Source organism: Nitrospirota bacterium (assembly GCA_016195565.1).
Classification (GTDB): domain Bacteria; phylum Nitrospirota; class Thermodesulfovibrionia; order Thermodesulfovibrionales; family UBA1546; genus UBA1546.
Window position 1 is genome coordinate 19,990 of the sequence record JACPZK010000029.1, and the last position, 16,951, is coordinate 36,940.

General features: G+C 43.0%; 21 protein-coding genes. 1 reads left to right on the top strand and 20 read right to left on the bottom strand.

Translation table 11 applies throughout. The annotated features are described in order from the left end of the window. Positions 1-22: 22 nt before the first annotated feature. The 12 genes from HY035_09385 to HY035_09440 form a co-directional block, all read right to left on the bottom strand. Entirely contained in the window at positions 23-1,114 is a 1,092-nt protein-coding gene (locus HY035_09385; GenBank protein ID MBI3378591.1) for an aminoglycoside phosphotransferase family protein, read from the bottom strand. Continuing rightward, positions 1,111-2,043 (bottom strand): carbohydrate kinase family protein, encoded by a 933-nt coding sequence (locus HY035_09390; GenBank protein MBI3378592.1) that lies wholly within the window; start codon positions 2,041-2,043, stop codon positions 1,111-1,113. Before HY035_09390 ends, HY035_09385 begins: the two co-directional genes overlap by 4 nt. A 28-nt stretch (positions 2,044-2,071) precedes the next feature. After that, entirely contained in the window at positions 2,072-2,605 is a 534-nt protein-coding gene (locus HY035_09395; protein ID MBI3378593.1) for a hypothetical protein, read from the bottom strand. Continuing rightward, a complete protein-coding gene (gene uvrC / locus HY035_09400; protein MBI3378594.1) occupies positions 2,602-4,377 on the bottom strand; it encodes an excinuclease ABC subunit UvrC in 1,776 nt (591 codons plus the stop codon). The genes HY035_09395 and uvrC overlap by 4 nt, the downstream gene beginning before the upstream one ends. A gap of 67 nt (positions 4,378-4,444) precedes the next feature. Beyond that, a complete protein-coding gene (locus HY035_09405; protein ID MBI3378595.1) occupies positions 4,445-5,443 on the bottom strand; it encodes a sodium:calcium antiporter in 999 nt (332 codons plus the stop codon). A 35-nt stretch (positions 5,444-5,478) separates the two neighbouring features. Beyond that, complete coding sequence (locus HY035_09410) at positions 5,479-6,810, bottom strand: ArsB/NhaD family transporter (GenBank protein ID MBI3378596.1); 1,332 nt, start codon at positions 6,808-6,810, stop codon at positions 5,479-5,481. A gap of 35 nt (positions 6,811-6,845) precedes the next feature. Beyond that, positions 6,846-7,334, bottom strand: coding sequence for a CBS domain-containing protein (locus HY035_09415; GenBank protein ID MBI3378597.1), 489 nt, complete (start codon positions 7,332-7,334; stop codon positions 6,846-6,848). A 122-nt stretch (positions 7,335-7,456) separates the two neighbouring features. Then, on the bottom strand, positions 7,457-8,311 hold the full coding sequence (locus HY035_09420) for a universal stress protein (protein ID MBI3378598.1): 855 nt from the start codon (positions 8,309-8,311) through the stop codon (positions 7,457-7,459). A 2-nt stretch (positions 8,312-8,313) separates the two neighbouring features. After that, positions 8,314-9,402 carry a sulfite exporter TauE/SafE family protein gene (locus HY035_09425; protein MBI3378599.1) on the bottom strand — a complete coding sequence of 363 codons (1,089 nt, stop codon included), beginning with the start codon at positions 9,400-9,402 and terminating at the stop codon, positions 8,314-8,316. A 1-nt stretch (position 9,403) separates the two neighbouring features. Further along, positions 9,404-9,706, bottom strand: coding sequence for a hypothetical protein (locus tag HY035_09430; protein MBI3378600.1), 303 nt, complete (start codon positions 9,704-9,706; stop codon positions 9,404-9,406). Then, complete coding sequence (locus HY035_09435; GenBank protein ID MBI3378601.1) at positions 9,687-9,878, bottom strand: hypothetical protein; 192 nt, start codon at positions 9,876-9,878, stop codon at positions 9,687-9,689. The genes HY035_09430 and HY035_09435 overlap by 20 nt, the downstream gene beginning before the upstream one ends. A gap of 17 nt (positions 9,879-9,895) precedes the next feature. Further along, positions 9,896-10,378, bottom strand: coding sequence for a universal stress protein (locus tag HY035_09440; GenBank protein ID MBI3378602.1), 483 nt, complete (start codon positions 10,376-10,378; stop codon positions 9,896-9,898). Between the two features lie 260 nt (positions 10,379-10,638). Here HY035_09440 and HY035_09445 point away from each other — a divergent pair, with 260 nt between their 5' ends. Next, positions 10,639-11,145, top strand: coding sequence for a DUF4375 domain-containing protein (locus HY035_09445; protein ID MBI3378603.1), 507 nt, complete (start codon positions 10,639-10,641; stop codon positions 11,143-11,145). Positions 11,146-11,221: 76 nt separating this feature from the next. Here HY035_09445 and HY035_09450 read toward each other — a convergent pair whose 3' ends face one another. The 8 genes from HY035_09450 to HY035_09485 form a co-directional block, all read right to left on the bottom strand. Next, on the bottom strand, positions 11,222-11,644 hold the full coding sequence (locus HY035_09450) for a PIN domain nuclease (protein ID MBI3378604.1): 423 nt from the start codon (positions 11,642-11,644) through the stop codon (positions 11,222-11,224). After that, complete coding sequence (locus HY035_09455; GenBank protein MBI3378605.1) at positions 11,601-11,867, bottom strand: hypothetical protein; 267 nt, start codon at positions 11,865-11,867, stop codon at positions 11,601-11,603. The genes HY035_09450 and HY035_09455 overlap by 44 nt, the downstream gene beginning before the upstream one ends. A gap of 77 nt (positions 11,868-11,944) precedes the next feature. After that, positions 11,945-13,273, bottom strand: coding sequence for a sigma-54-dependent Fis family transcriptional regulator (locus HY035_09460; protein ID MBI3378606.1), 1,329 nt, complete (start codon positions 13,271-13,273; stop codon positions 11,945-11,947). Further along, a complete protein-coding gene (locus HY035_09465) occupies positions 13,270-14,826 on the bottom strand; it encodes a HAMP domain-containing protein (GenBank protein MBI3378607.1) in 1,557 nt (518 codons plus the stop codon). The genes HY035_09460 and HY035_09465 overlap by 4 nt, the downstream gene beginning before the upstream one ends. 58 nt (positions 14,827-14,884) lie before the next feature. Further along, entirely contained in the window at positions 14,885-15,478 is a 594-nt protein-coding gene (locus HY035_09470) for a DedA family protein (GenBank protein MBI3378608.1), read from the bottom strand. A gap of 17 nt (positions 15,479-15,495) precedes the next feature. Further along, positions 15,496-15,810, bottom strand: coding sequence for a hypothetical protein (locus tag HY035_09475; protein ID MBI3378609.1), 315 nt, complete (start codon positions 15,808-15,810; stop codon positions 15,496-15,498). A gap of 13 nt (positions 15,811-15,823) precedes the next feature. Then, entirely contained in the window at positions 15,824-16,318 is a 495-nt protein-coding gene (locus tag HY035_09480; GenBank protein MBI3378610.1) for an HAD family hydrolase, read from the bottom strand. Positions 16,319-16,443: 125 nt separating this feature from the next. Further along, positions 16,444-16,950 (bottom strand): GNAT family N-acetyltransferase, encoded by a 507-nt coding sequence (locus HY035_09485; protein MBI3378611.1) that lies wholly within the window; start codon positions 16,948-16,950, stop codon positions 16,444-16,446. Between the last annotated feature and the right edge of the window lies 1 nt (position 16,951).

A 16,951-nucleotide genomic window follows, 5' to 3' on the forward strand; every position in this document is an offset into this window, starting at 1 on the left:
CAGGATTCTGTGCGCTTATAGGCTAAATAAGATCCCTGGCCTTTTCAGGATTAAATCTCTCAGAGTCTAAGACGCCGTGGACAAATCTGAATATCATCTTACGCTGTTTAGGTGTCACTTCGGGGTAGAACACAGGGTTTGCAACAACAGCGCCCCTGAACGCAAAAAACGGCGCAAGCATTTCATAAATCTCATCGTCTCCGGATAATCTCACATATTCATTAAAAAATAACTTTAGCCCTTCAAGATACGGCCCCGCAATGTCATTGTGTTTTTTGATGGAGAAGAAGATATAGTTTATTGCAAGGGCGGTCACATCATCCGCAGGCTCGCCCCACGGTCCGCGGCTCCGGTCAAGCAAGATAAAATCAAGTTCGGAGTTTATTGCCCGAAGTTTTGAGTTTTGAATTTTGAATTTTGAATTTTCAGTTCTAAACCATATATTCCCCGGATGGAAGTCTCCGTGAATCTGTGAAAGCCGTTTATATCCCGGCTTCAACTTATAAATCCAGTCAACTGATTTTTTGATTATATCCGTCATCTCACGATATGAGACAACCCCATCGGGATATGTATCAAAAACACCCATAAGGCACTCGCCGTGTCCCACGGTATCCCGCAACTTTCTCCAATAGAGTGTTTTTGAATCTTTTTTTATTGAATGGATATTTGCGAGATAAGACGCCATTGCCTTTATCTTTTTTATGTCAATCTCATTGAGTCTTTCTTTGCCTGCAAATTCATTAAGGTCATTGAAATAATGCCTGCCCTCTCCCTTTTCCATCAGGAGGTAATACTCCTTTCCGCCTCCGATTGATTTAATTGAACCGTCTTTCAATTCAGAAAGCACATCAACAGCTTTCACATGTTTTGAAAGGTTATTGAATTCATCAAGGTCCAGGAGGAATATGCCTGCCCTGTCCGAGGGATACTCATGCCCAAAACCTTCAGGAGCGAGGGTCTTAACCACATAGGATTTAATCCCTTTATTTGTTGTAATCTCTATGAGGAAACCAGAACCGTGGACACCTGAGCCGAGCTTTTTGATTTTTATCCGCGAGACATTCCTGAATTTCTTCTTAAGATATGCCTTTAATGCCTTTTCGTTAATCACATCTCTCCAAAATTACTCCTATACCTCTCGTTAAACTCTTCATAAGTATAGCCATGCTCCTGAGTTCCGTATTTCTCTATGGCATATACCGCTGCAACAGCGCCCATTTTAGCTCCTGTTTCGAGGTCTTTCCCTATTGCAATTCCCTTAAGCAAACCTGCCCTGAATGCATCGCCTGCGCCCGTAGGGTCAACAACATCACCCGCCTTTGCCGGAGGGATTTTGATATCGGACTCGCCTGTGCTGATTAAAGCGCCTTTTTCTCCCAGTGTTGTGATAATAGTCTTTGTCAGGCGCAAAAGTTCCTTTTTATTCATTCCTGTCATCTTCATTACCATCTCAAGCTCATAATCATTGGAGACAAGCATCATTGAGCCGTCAATCCATTCTTTCAGCGGTTCCTTTTCCCATGCGGTCAAAGACTGTCCTGGATCGCAGATATATCTGATTCCTTTCTCTTTACATTCCCTTGCATATTCAGCCATGTCCTGAAGATTTCCCGGCGCGATAAGTGCAATTGAATCACGAGGAGCAGCGCTGTTGAATTTATATCCCGACTGATATTTCATTGCTCCGGGATTAAACCCTGTTATCTGGTTGTCTGCCCTGTCAGTAGTGATATATGCGCCTGCAGTGAACTCCTCATCTATTATTTTTATGCCTTCCAGCGAGATCTTATTCTTCTTTAGCCATTCAAAATAATTTGCATAGTCTTTGCCTATTGTCGCAAGAATAACCGGCTTCTCATTGAGCAGGTTCAGCGAATAGGCAACATTGCCTGCCGTGCCTCCGAATTTTTCCCGCATCCCGTTAACCGTAAAACACACATTCAATATGTGTATCTTGTCAGGTAGAATATGGTCTGAAAATCTCCCCGGAAAATCCATAATCCTGTCATAAGCCATTGAGCCTGAGATGTAAATATTCATAGTGCTTTTGCAATTCCTTTCTGTTTAATTATTGTTTTTCACGCAGCAATTTCAACTCTTCTATCAGTATATCCCTCTGCCTTTCAAGTTCCCTTCTCTGCTTGATAAGCTCCTTGTATTTTGCCCGCTTCAGATCCTGCTCAATCTTCTTAAGTTCTGCTTCTTTCTGGGTTATCTCATCGGATTTCTTATCTCCATCGTCTGCCTGTTTTTTGACATCGGCAGTCTCTGCAGGCGTCTCATCCGGCCTCTCAACCTTTGGCGGTTCAACTGATTTTTCGGTTACCGAAGGTTTTGCCTTTTCTTCATCGAGAGTTTCCTTGCTCGTTTCTATCTTGAGTATGTCAGTTTCCGGTATGCCTATGACGCCGCCTTCAAAATAAAACTTAATCTCTCCGCCTGTTTTTTCATAATGGCTGACTCCTTTTATCACAGAGCCGTTTTTGAGATAAATTTTATAAGCGGCATCAGCGCTTGAGACAGATGCAAGATACAGGATGCAAAATGCAAGAAAAAAGGATACGTTAATTTTGAATTTTAAATTTTGAATTTTAAATTTCATTCTCTTTCCATTAGGGCATTGAGCAGCTTTTCTGCAATTTTTTTATTAAACCCTTTTATCCCTGCAATCTCATCAATGCCTGCTCCTCTTATACCTTCTATACTACCAAAATGCCTTAAAAGAGCAAGCCTCTTTTTTTCTCCTATGCCCGGAATTTTCTTGAGCGGGGATTCCATGAGCCTTTTATCCCTCAATTTTCTGTGGAAACTTACAGCGAATCTGTGCGCCTCGTCCCTTATTTTTTTAAGGAGCAGTGCTGATGGAGTTTTATCCTCAAGGCCAACGGGCTTATCAAGAGACACGGCAAAGGCCCTGTCAGGTTTTTTTGCCATGGAGATTATTGCTGTGTTCTTAATGCCGGATTCGTCAACTGCCTTTTTTGCAGCTTCAAGCTGTCCTCTGCCGCCGTCAATTATTACGAGTGACGGAAGTTTTTCGCCGAGATTTTTTATAACCCTTCCTGTTATCTCTTCAATCATTGCGTAATCATCCATGCCTTCAACTGTCCTGATTTTCATATGCCTGTACATATCTTTTTTGAACCCGCCTTCCGCCCAGTATACAAATGCGCCGACCGATTCGCTCCCTGAGATTGTTGATACGTCAATAGCGCCGATGCTGCGAGGGACATTTTTAAGAACAAGTCTTTCTTTCAATGTTTTTAGAATCTCTTTAATATCTGTCTTTTCTCTGCTATTAAATATTATCCCCGCATTCTCCTCCGCCATTTTGAGGAGTTCAAGTTTTTTGCCTTCAGCCGGCATTGTAATCTTTACTTTCCTGCCTTTTTTATCTTTAAGCCACGCTGTCAGCGTCCTCATCTCATCAGGACGCTGCTTGAGCACAATCTCATCAGGAGGAATTATCTCCTTTGCATAAAACTGCTCTATGAAATTGTGAAAAAATTCTCCTGTTGGAATTCCTGCTGTCTCCTTCAAGTGAAAATCCTTTGTCCCAATCATAACCCCGTTCCTTATGAAAAAAATCAGCGCTACAGTCTCTTTGCCCTCTCCATAAAAACCTATAACATCAATATCCCCGAGTTCAGGAGCTATGACCTTCTGTGATTCCCATGCACGCTTAAGATTATTTATGCTGTCCCTTATCTTTGCAGCGTCTTCAAATCTTAATTCCTCTGAAAACCTTTCCATCCTCTTTTCAAGCTCATCAAGAAGCTCCTTTTTCTCGCCCTGAAGAAAAAGCCTCACATCCTCTACAATCCTCATATAGTCTTTCTTGCTTATAAGCCCGTTGCATGGCGCCGGGCATTTTCCCATCTGATACTGGATGCACGGCCGCATATGTTTGTCGAGGGAATATTTGCACGGCCTAACCGGGAAATTCCTCCTTATGAATGCAACTGCCTCCCACATGCCACGCGCAGGGACATAAGGCCCGAAATAGAGCGCTCCGTCCTTTTTAATCCTTCTCACAACTTCAAGCCTTGGCCATTCCTCATTAACTGTGAGTTTCAGATAAGGGTAGTTCTTGTCGTCTCTCAGGATTACGTTAAAGCGGGGTTTGTACTGCTTTATCATATTTGCTTCAAGTACAAGCGCCTCAAGTTCGTTGCCTGTTACGACATAAGAGAAGTCCTTTATGTTTTTAACCATTGATGTTTTTCTCGCATCAAGTTCAGCAGACTTCTGGAAATAACTTCTCAGCCGGCTGCGGAGGTTTTTTGCCTTGCCTACGTAGAGGACATCCTCTTTAGCGCCTTTGAGCAGATAGACTCCGGGCCTTGGAGGGATAAGTGAGAGTTTCTCAATCATAATAAATACTAACTATGGATAGTATGACACGTCAAGAACGGAAGAGACTGAATGAATGCCCCTGATACTATCTGAGCATATAAAGCAGCATTATATTTGCGATATAAACTAACAATATCCCTACCGAATCCCATGCAAGCAATAATGTTTTTTTCTCGGCACGGTAGGTCAAGCCGATAATCGCAATGGCTGTCATCAATATAGCAGATAAAGCAGAGATTATATGGCTTGCATTGACGAATGACAGAATCGGGCCTTTCACAAAAAATATATCATCAACAGCGAGTATGAGTATATTGAAAATATTGCTTCCAAATAAATTTCCGACTGCAAGGTCTATCGCGCCCATCTTTACCGCTGAAATGGAAACTACCACCTCCGGAAGCGATGTGGAAAGCGCTATAAAAATGTTGCCTACAAATGTCTGGCCAAGTCCTGTTGTTTCGGCAATCCCCTCGCCTATCTTAGGGAGAAAAATGGCGGCAATAATAACAACCATCGCATTGATTCCATAATTGATAACCGCAGTCCTTGTGGAAATCTTTTCGTATCTCAATTCCTCAACCCTCTCTTTTACAAATTCCGCAATTCTCTTTCTCTCATAAACAAACAGCAGTCTCATCGCCACGAAATAAATAACCGGAACTATCAAACTATAAGGCCCAATCCACCCGAGAGGAGCAATACGATTTCCAGAAAACAGGCCTATGCTGATAATGCTCAAAAGAAGGATTCCAAATCCCGCAGAAAGGATATGCCCATGATGGGCTTTGGCTGATATTGGCATCGGCTTGTAAATAGCATCAAGAAAGGCAAGAATAAGCATATTAAAAACACAGCTTCCAAGCACATCTCCTGCCGCAATATCAGGCACACCCGCATATGTGACCGAGCTTATCCCTGTAACAAGTTCCGGAAGCGATGTAACAGACGCCATGAGAACAATACCTATCCACGTCCTGCCCAACCCTGTTTTTTCAGCGATAATATCGCCGTATTTCGCAAGCTTTGTGCCGGAATAGACAATTAAAGACGTACATGCTATAAACCCAGTCCAGAGAACCATTAAAACTCCCTCCAAATATTTTCGCCAGTCCAAATCTATATCTTCAACACATAATATCTAAGCCAGACATATATCGTAGCAATAACAACAGTCATTATCATAATCGGCATTCCGTATGCCATGAACTTCATGAAAGAAATTCTTTTGCCTGCCTTTTCAGACATACCCACAACAATAACATTCGCCGATGCGCCGATTGCAGTGCCGTTGCCGCCAAGGCATGCGCCTAATGCCAGAGACCACCAGAGGGGCATTAAATCAGGATGGTGCAGAAGCTGAATTCCTGACACATTGGGCCAGAGCTGTTTTGCCATGTCAATTATCAACGGGTTCATTGTTGCAACATAAGGGATGTTATCAATAAAGGCTGATGCAAATGCAGAAAACCACATGACAACCATGCTTGTTGCAAAGAGGTTGCCTTGTGTTATCTCGAGCACTTTTATAGACATCCATTTTATGAGCCCTACTTTCACAACCCCGCCAATGATGATGAAAAGCCCTATGAAGAAAAATATTGTAGGCCATTCAACTTCTGCAAGAATATGGTGAGGCTCGCCTGTCTTTGAAAGCAGCAGCAAAAGCCCTGCTCCGAATAAAGCGATTGTTGCGGGCTGGAAATGGAGAACGCCGTGAAAAACAAAACCTGTCAGAACTATTCCCAGAACTACGAGCGATTTTGTAAGCATGACAGGGTCTTTTATCGCCTCATTCTCGTCCATGGACATAATCCTCTGCTTGAGCTCTTCTCTTGTCTTGAGCTTTTTACCCCAGATAAGTTTTATTGCGAAGAGATAGAAAACCATTGTTATAACAATTACCGGAGACAGATGGTATATAAAATCCATAAAATCGAGCTGAGCCTTTGAGGCGATCATTATGTTCGGTGGGTCGCCGATAAGGGTTGCAGTGCCTCCGATATTGGATGCGAATGCGCATGAAATCAGATAAGGCAATGGATCAACCTCAAGAGCGTCTGCAATAAGAATTGTAACAGGCACAATTAAAAGCACAGTAGTTACATTGTCAAGAAAGGCGCTCACTGCTGCTGTTACGATTGCGAATATCACCAGTATCCTGAACGGCTCTCCCTTGCCCCATTTTGCGCTCTTGATAGCAATAAATTCAAAAACTCCTGTAGGCCGCATAAGATTGATTATTACCATCATTGAAATGAGAAGGAATATGACGTTCCAGTCCACGCCAAATTCTTCTAAATGGAAGGCCTCATGCTGTTGTAGTATCTTTAGAACAAGCATAAGACCTGCGCCGAACAAAGCAATTATTGTCTTATGAATCTTCTCAGACACTATTACTGCATAGGCGAGCAAAAATATTGTCGTGGCTGTCCAGAAGGCTGCATCCATAACAAACGGCTGTATCTGAACTGCTGCTTCCTGTGTCATGTATTACCCCCGCTGCTTTCATTAAGCATTGCCTTTGTAATGGCAAAGAATACTTCCCTTTCATAAAGTATCCCTGAAACCTTGCCGTCTTTGCTTATGACAGGAAGTTTTCTGACATTGTTTTTAATCATATGGTCAACACACTCCATCAAAGGCGCATCCTCGTTTACGCTGATTACCTTCTTTGTCATAAGCTCTGAAACTTTTTTCCCCCCTGCCTTTTTTGCCAAATCCTCTACCATACCGTCCCATGTGAAATCTCCAAGATTCATCAAAGACATATACGAAGGGAATACTGCCTTTAAAATATCACCTATAGAGAGAAACCCTACCATCTTGCCCTTTTCGTCAAGGACTGGCAACCCCTTAACTCCCATCCGCTCCTCATCCCTTTTTGCAGTCCTCAGAATATTCGCTGCTTCTTTCAAAGTCGTGTCTGGCTTCAGATATTCTTGAAGCGGTATCATCAAATCTTTTGCTTTCATTTTACCTCCCGGCAGCCTATCTGATATTTTGCTATTTAGTATAGAATATTTGCCTCAAATTACAAATAAAAAAGCCCCTGAAAAATTTTCAAGGGCTTTTCATAAAACACTCTGTATTTAGATTACGCTTTAACAACAAGCACAGGGCACGGAGAATAGCCGATGACCTTTTCGGTGACACTGCCCATGAGAAGCCTTTTCAGCCCTGTCCTGCCGTGAGAACCCATGATGATAACATCTGATTTTTCTTTTTTGGCGAGGTCTGTTATTACCTCATAAGATTCGCCTTCGCCTGTAAAAGTTGATGTTTTGATATTAAATGTCTCTGCTTTTTTCTTAATTTCCGCAACAAATTCTTTTGCCTTTTTGGACATATCATCAACAACCTGCGGAGCCTCTGCATAGAACTCTGAAGGCACATCCACTACGGAAATAACGAGCAGTTCGCCACCGTATGATTTTGCAAAATCTATGGCTTTATTTGCCGCAATATCGCTGTGTTTTGAACCGTCTGTTGCAAGGAGGATATTCTTCCATCCAACTGTAGTTCCTCCGGGCACGACAAGGATATCCTTTTTAGTATGCCCTATAACTCTTGCTGTTACGCTTCCTACAAAAACCCTTTCAATTCTCCTGAGTCCTCTTCTGCCCATCACTATTAAATCGCAGTTCTCCGCATCGGCAAGGTCTACAATCCTTTCATGCGCCTCGCCTTCTTCACACACCGTCTTAAGCAAAACTTTTGCTTCCTTTGCCATTTTATCAGCCACTAAAAGAGCTTCATCGCATGGCTTTCTCATGGATGCCATGATATTACCAACTGCTACAAGGTCAAGGTCTCCCTGATATGGCGGGATAACGGAAACGGCTGTTATCCAACTCCCCTCATTCTGAGCAAGTTTAAATGCCTCTTTCAAGGCATGCATACTGCTTGCAGAGCCGTCAACTGCAGCTAAAATCTTTCTGTATCTTCCCACAGCTACGCCTCCCCGTGTTTCAGAACTTCTTTAGACATTTTACGCTCTGCCATAAGACCACTCCATATGGATTTTATAACAATGAATGCCCCGCTAAACAGCGCTAATATCATTATAATAAAACTTGTGTTTTTGAGTAATGTTATAATGCCTTCGCTTAAAGGCTGAATCAGACCGAGCTGCGATAGATATACAGGCACCATTAAGGCACGGCTGAAAAGCACGATGACCATAATAACGCCCATGACCATCTTTATCATAAACGGCTTTACATATGTTGTGCCTATTGCTCCAAGCTGGATTCCAAATAACGAGCCGGCAAGTATTATCATCGCAAGGCGGATGTCAACCAGACCATGAAGGGCAAATTTAAAAGAGCCTCCCATCCCCATAACAAACGCAATAACAAGCTCTGATGCAGATGCCATAAGGCTCGGCGCCCCAAGGACATATATCATAGCCGGCACTCCAATAAAACCTCCAACTGCAATCGTTGCAGCAAGCATGCCTGTTGCAAATCCAAGAGGTATTGTGAAAAGCACTGAAATACGGGCATCCAAGCTCTTGAAATAGACCATTGTGCCCGGAATGTTGACGGACTGCACCCATTTTGCGAGTTTCGTTACCTTTTCCTCTTCACTGGTATTGCCGGATTTATATGTCTTCAATGCATCACGAAGGACAAAACCGCCCACTATCGCCAATATTACAACAAAGGCTGCGCTGACATAAAGATTTGAACCGGCATCTCCAAATGCCTTTTTGATATTTTCCTGTATGTGCGCTCCATAAAGAACGCCTGCCTCGGCTGATATTCCAAGCACTATGCCAATCTTCACATCCACCTGCCCGTATTTTGCCCGCTTGATTGCGCCAACTAATGCCTTCGGAAACTTATGGCACATATTGCTTGCAACAGCAACAAGCCCCGGAACTCCGAGGCTCATCATGGCAGGTGTAAGGACGAAGGCGCCTCCGGAACCTATGAATCCGCTTACAAGCCCCCCCACAAATCCGACAAAAAACAGATATGCAATCTTCATTGCATCAAGGTCAACAAAATTAGTTAATGCTCCAACCACATCATGCATATTATTTCACCTCCTTTTTCTTCTTTGCGGCCTTGATACCCAGCACTGTCCAGAAGCTTCCTGTAAACGCGCCGTGAAAATATGAGAAGACAAATGCCGTTATAATAGGAAGAAATGCGTACATGCCGCCCTTCCCAAAATTGCTGTTAATAACATCCTGATTAAGCAAAAGCTCTGCATAAAGCGCTATTGAAACAATCCCCATGAAGATCATCTTCCCGATGGGTTTCTTCCTGACATTTTTGTTGTATCCTGACGCCATCTCTCCTCCGTTAATCTTTAAGTTATTTGCTGCCTGCAGCATTCACTGCGAGATCAGCCGTATAGTCTCTGCCGGGCCTCCCGGCTGTTTTCTCCGCGGACTGTGCATCTTCCTTGAGTATCTCCCTTGCCGTTTCAAACTCTCCTGCCTCTGCAAATGTTGTTGCAGTCATGAGCGTCTCAAATCTTTTTGTGAGTTTCTTCAGTCCTTTCATTTTCCCCTCCTTTTTTGTTACGCCTCAGCCTTTGCAGCCATCATCGTAACGATTGGTTTTGTTATGTTTTTGAGCATCTTTCTGCTGTCCAATGCTTTTTTATCACCTGAAAGATTAGGGCTTAATAGAATCATGTCAATGCAGGGCTTGTCTTTGAGGAAGTCTTTCATAACCTGTATTGCTTCGCCTGTTTTAACCTCAGATGAGAAATCAATGCCTGCATCCCTGCATTTTTCGGAAAACTCGTTTATCTTTTCCTCTGCTGTTTCTTTTATCTCTTTCTCCTGTCCATGCATAAGCTCCCTCATTGTTTCAACATCTCCAGCCTCTGCAAATGCTGCCGCTGCCATTACATCTTCAAAAGTCTCCATTGCGCGCTTGCCGTAAACCATCAGCACAGCCACCCCTGCATTCAGAGCCTTTGCAAGTTCAAGCACGTACGAGAAGCCCTCATCACAGTCTTCACCGCCTTTTGTTACAAATAAAAGTTTTTCCTTCATTTCCATTGACTCCATTTGATGCCTATTCGCTGATTCTGATAGACATATACCAAGAGGCGTGCCAGAAGGAAATGTGTTGAAATAAAAGGATTATTTATTGGGGATGGAACAACTTACTGTTTCAGGTTTAAACAGAGATGAACGCTTTAAGGCAGTGGTTAGAAAGTGAGATTTCGCTTGACACGTTTTTAAAATTTACCTAAAGTATCACAAAAAGACACATGCAGCATAAAAAATAATGTTAGCTGGAGATAAATAGAATGAAGAAAGATTATAGAATTTCAAAGGCCTCCGTTGAGGGAATGAGCGACGCGGACTATTTTGGGGCTTTAATCGAACCGATATGGCCCGATAGTTCAGTGGAAGATGAACTTGAACACATTTCCTACGGCACACCTGGTCAGCGCGCACTTTATGCTACAACTCTATTTATGCGCGAGGCTGACAATGGCGGCATAGAACAATTCTTTTGGAACAGCAGCAGTCTTTATTCCAACGAAGTATTGGAAGGATTTAAACTTCTCGGCATGACGGAATATTATGAAACGCCGAATAAGGCTCTAACTTTCTTCCCTGACAGCAAGGGCCCATCTGACTGGATAGAGCGGCAAAAATATATAGATAACAGAAAAGCTGAAATCAAGTCATTTTTTGAACCTCTGAATGATGTCATTTACGACGAGGAAAGGCTATATCCGTATTTCCACAAGTATGTCGACACTCATCCCGAGGATTTCTTTATTGAAAATGAAAACAACAGCAGCTAACACTATGCTTCACTTGGCCGGGAATAGCCTCTGTTTGAAATTCAAGGCTGGTTGGCCCGGCAAGTGAGCCATCTCGTTATGCCTTAAGAATTTTCAAAAGTTTTGCAGTTGTATACAATTCAACTCCTGAGCCTTTGAAATCGCCGTCGTTGCTCCAGACCGGCACATTCAATTTCATTGCAAGGGCAAGAAGTTCCACATCATCTTCATCCCTTCCAGACATCTTTTTTGCAGCCTTAGGAATAAAATCTTCATAGAAATGCTTAGGATAAATTTTCAGCGGAAGCAGTTTTAATTGTGATTCAAGGATTTCTTCGCTCAGACTGTATTGCTCCGCAATAACACCCAGATATTCTCTCACTTCATCAATATTGAACTGTGCAGTTACTACCTCTATTTCTTCTATGAGGAATATACGGAGCGCTGCCTTGCCTGCAACAGCCGACAAGATTACATTAGCGTCTGCGGCGAGTTTTCTTAAATGAGCCGAAGCCTGCAAGAAGTTTTTCCTCGCTTATCCCCTTTTTTGCAAAGGACCGGCTTATGGATTCGCCAAGGCGGATAAGCAGTTCTTTTCTGAGTTCCAAAGGAAAGCTTTCAGGATGTTCTATCGGCAGGTAAAGCCCCGTCACCTTCCCGTGTCTTGTAACAAGGATAGGTTCTTCATCCTTAAAATAACTTGTTGCCTTATCCCTGAATTCCCTTACCGTTGCTACTTTCATTGTGTCCCTCTCCTGCAATAATTATAGCAACCGAAGTTAAATTGTGTCAACAATTGTGACCACAAATATGCAAACTATTACTCCTTCAGCACCCTCCACAAACTCGTCCTTGAAATCCCCAAAAGCTCCGCTGCCTTGGATTTGTTGCCGCCCACAAATTCGAGAACCTTCTCTGCATACTCCCTGTTAAGCTCATCTATTGTCTTAATCCTGTTCGGGTCTATCGCCTTTACCTGAAAGAGCTTTATGGATTGCGGCAGGCTTTCGGCTCTGATGAGTGATGTGTTTTCGAGAATTATCGCCCTTTCGATTATGTTTTCAAGCTCTCTCACGTTTCCCGGAAAACCGTATGAGAGAAGCATGTCCATTGCATCCGTTGTGAATCCTTCAATTTTCTTGTTCGCCTTCCTTGAATATTTCTCGAGGAAATGCTTTGCAAGCGGCACAATGTCTTCTTTGCGCTCCCTTAGCGGAGATATATGAATGTCCATCACATTAAGCCTGTAATACAAATCTTCCCTGAATCTTCCGTTAGATATAAGCTGTTTTATATTCTGGTTTGTCGCGGCAATGAACCTTACATCAACCCTTATTGTCCTTGTGCCGCCGACCCGCAGAAATTCCTTGTCTTCTATGACCTTTAAAAGTTTTGCCTGAAGATTGGGTGACATCTCTGCAATCTCATCAAGGAAAAGCGTGCCGTTATTTGCAACCTCAACCAGTCCCTGCTTTGCGGCCACTGCTCCGGTAAATGCTCCTCTTTCATGTCCGAAAAGTTCGCTTGCGAGGAGTTCCTCTGTGAATGTTGCGCAGTTTAATGCAAGGAAAGGCTTATCCTTCCTCAGCCCGGTGTTATGGGTGAGCTTTGCAACAAGGCCTTTTCCTACGCCGCTTTCTCCTGTGAGCAGAACATTGCAGTCAGAGTTTCTTATCCCGGATATGACGTCAACGATCCTCTTCATCGCCTTGCTCCTTGCTATGAGAGGCGTGTCCTTATCAAGGCCAAGGGATATTTTAAGGGCTGTGTTTTCCTTCTCTAACCTTTTTTTTTCCTGAAGCTTTTTTATCTTGAGAATTAGTTCACCGAGATTGAACGGCTTGGTTATATAATCAGAGGCTCCCCTTTTCATCGCATCAACAGCAGACTCTATGCTTCCGAATCCTGTGATTATCATCACATCCATGTCGGGGTATTTCCCCCTCACTTCTTTAAGGAGTGTCAGCCCGTCCATCCCCGGCATTTTTATATCAGCAATGAGAAAATCAAACGCCTCTTTCTCGAGATGTTTTAAGGCGTCAAGCCCGTTCTTTACGCCTGTGACAGCATAGCCCTCTTTATCAAGGGCGTAGCTCAGGTGCTTCAGCGTTATCTCTTCATCTTCTGCAATTAAAACCTTGAATGTCATGACCCTTTTGGCAGGGTTATTGTAAATACAGTGCCCTTGCCGTCCTCGCTTTTCACGTCGATCCTTCCATTATGTTTTTTTATTATACTGTAAACAATCGCAAGTCCCAAACCCGTGCCCCTGTCCTTTGTCGTAAAGAACGGGTCGAATATGCGCGGGATATCAGACATGGGAATGCCCTTGCCGGTATCAGATACCACAATTCTGACATCGTTATCCTGAGAATGAACATCTATATTAAGCATCCCTTTAGCCTCCATCGCATCCCTTGCATTAGTGAAGAGATTTATAAAGAGCTGTTCCATCAGATGGCTGTCGGCTGACAGCTCTATTATATCCTCTGAAATAAAATCGCACTTCATCCCGTCAATTTCTCCTGATGCCTTCATCTGCTCAATCACATCTCTTATAATTTCTATGATATTAATCCTCTTGCGCTCAGGCGCCTTCTCCCTCGCAAATTCAAGAAGGTCGCTGACAATCCTTTTTACTCTGAGCGTCTGCGAAGATATATCGCCAACAGTCTCTTTAACTACCGCCGGACATATCTCATGGCCTATCTCCTCTGAGAGTATCTGGGCGGCAAGATAGATGTTGTTCAGCGGATTATTGAGCTCATGCGCGACGCCTGATGCAAGGGTTCCAATTGACGCGAGCTTCCTGCTCTGGAGAAGCTCTTCATTCTTCCTGTTCAGTTCCTCGTCCCTTGCAATAAGGTCAGATTCCATCTTATTGAATGTCTTTATGAGCACGCCTACCTCATCCTGTTTTTCAGGAACAGGAAGGGCTAAAAAATCTCCTTTGCCTGTCTTTTCAATCGCTGCTGTAAGGATCTTAAGTCGCTTGACAATGCTGTGGCTTATCGCAAAAAGCGCCGCAAGTCCGACAATCAAAAACAGCGGGAATAATACCAGCGCAGCTGTCTGGGAAAGGCTTATTGCCCTTTCTGCTTTCTCCCTTGCCGACTTGTCGAGGTCTTTTGAGAGCGTTAATATCTCCTCGCCGTTTTTCCTAAGACTGGCAATCTCATCGTTCAATTCCATTAATTCCGTTATAACAGGGCTGCTTACTTTTGGAGAGAATATCTTTTTAATTAGTTCTGCATTTACAAGCGGCCTTTCGAGGAATGTGGATTCTATCAAGGGGAAGAACAAAGAATATTCCTTTCCCAGCGGTTTAAGCCCTGCGAAATCCTTCAAAAAATCCCGATAAATAACCTCTATCCTGTTGAACCTCCGGCTGTATTCATCAATCTTGTTTTCGAGGCCGAGGGGTTTTTCCGTGTTATAACTCTTTCTCCCCTGTTCGAGGGTCGTCTTCAGGTCTCTGAGATATGTATGCACCTCTTCAATCTCTTTTGAATCTCCATAAAGGAAAAAGTTCTTCTCATGCCTTCTCAACTGAAGGGATTTGCTCCGGACAGTATCAGCAAGTTCAAGATAGCGGATCTCCTTTCTCACTTCCAGAAAATTCACATATGATGAGACCGTAAAAATGGCAATAATCGTTGCGCTTATGACAAAACTGAGAATTATCTTTCGTTCAAGGGACATACTGTCCTATATTATCACCAACAGGCAAAAAAATAAAAATGCTCTATCAGCAGGGCTTCTAATTATTCCTGCCCTTGAAATATCTGTAAGTCATATATATGGCAAAAAAAACAACAGCTCCAAGCATTGCAATATGCTCAACCCTCGCAAATTCTTTTCTTATGACCTGAAGGCTGTTCCCTCCTGCATAACCTGCCCCGACCATTATCGCCATTGTAAAAATTGAGGATATAGCATCTGCCATCAGAAATTTTAACGCAGACATCCTCATAACACCTGCAACAAGAAATATCTGCGCCCTCAGGCCGATCAGATGTCTTCCCAGCAATATAATGAGAGTCCCCTTTTTGTTAAATTTGTCCTCAAGCATGGAAAGCCTTTCAGGAGATATAATTTTATGAAACCTTTTGTGGGTAACAATCTGGCGACCGTATTTCTTTCCGACAAAATATAAGGAAAGATCTGCAATCAACAATCCTGAGTAAACAGCAAATAAAGCAGGGATAGGCTTCACAACTTTCGTGGAGATTAAGAATCCGCATAATATAAGTGTTGCATCCTCTGGAAATGGAAAGCCGATGCCTCCGAGGATGAGGAGGATAAAGAGTCCGAAATATGGGAAATGTTCAACGAGCGTTGAAATGTTAGACATTTAATGCATATTCCTTCTTACAGCACCTCAAAGGCTATCAGCAATGAAATGATCGTTATAAAGAACAACCCAATCAGAAAAACAATGTCCGCAATTCTTTCATAAAATACTGCCTTCTTCCTGGCACGCATGGACATATAAGAGAATACACTGGCGACAAGAAACAGGATTATTGATATTCCAACAAACTTATCAATGATGATATAAACCTTGCTATCAAGTTTCCATAACTTCAAAAAACTAATCAATACGAAGCATAATCCAAGCAAGTTTGAGGCTGTTGGCAGAATATGCTTTGATACATTTTTTCTATCATCGGAAATTTCAGGCATTTTAAAGTCCTCCTTATAATGCAAATTTTCTGAATAAATAATACTTTGGAAAATCTATGCAAAGCGTAAAAAGCGCCGAGAATCCCAGAACCATAAGAACCTGATGCAATGTCAGTGACGGGACAAAGACGCCGTATATGCCCAACAATGCAAACCCGTCGCTTTCTCCGACAACCTTCATCTGCTCATCGTCGGTCAAGCCCTTGATATCTGCCATCCGGATAATGTTGCCGCCGATCCCCGCCTGAAGGGCTATCTCTTGAGCTATGGCCATGCTGTCGCCGGTAAGCAGTATCGGCTTTATTCCCAGCTTTCTTGCCTGTTCTATCATGCTTTTTGAGTCCGGCCTGGGTGGATCAGCCAATGACAGCAATCCTGCAAGTTTAAGATTATCCAAGTCGTTGCCTGCCGAACGGGCAACTGCTATCGTTCTGTATACTTTCCGGGAGAACTCCTCTATTGTCCCGTTCGCCTTCTCAGTATCCTCTTTATCCAATCCCCTGCACATTGATATTACTATCTGGGCTGCGCCTTTTTTGTCACCTTATCTGATGAAAATGTCATTCCTGCGGAAGCAGGAATCTATTCTCTTTTTCTGGATTCCCACTTTCGTGGGAATGACAAAAAGTATTTTCACGGTAAATGATAACTATCTAAACCAATAGACATATTGATTATATCATTCAAAGTTTTTATTTCAACGAAACCAGCTTTCCTCCAGAATGAGAGAGCGCCATGGTTGCCTACCGTAACCTTTGCGCGTATCTCCTTCACAAGAGAATGCCTTTGCAAACATTGCGCAAGGAGCTTAAATGCCATGGTTCCATAACCCATTCGTCTGTTATTTCTGTCGAATATCACCAGGGTCATCTCAGCAGATTTACCGAGTATCAGGTTATACAGGCCGATAAACCCTATCCGTCCTGAAGCACACTCTATACAGTAGGCAGGCATAAAGGTCTTTTTCATCCACCACCAGGCGAAAAACCATGATGAAGCTATGTGTTTGTTCAGGCCGTTTGCCGATAGGATGTCTTCATCCTTTAATCCGCCCATTAAAAATGGACCATCAAAAACCCTCAGTGGTCTCAGCCTGATACGTCCATCTTCTATAAATCTCGGGGTTTTAGCACAGAACATT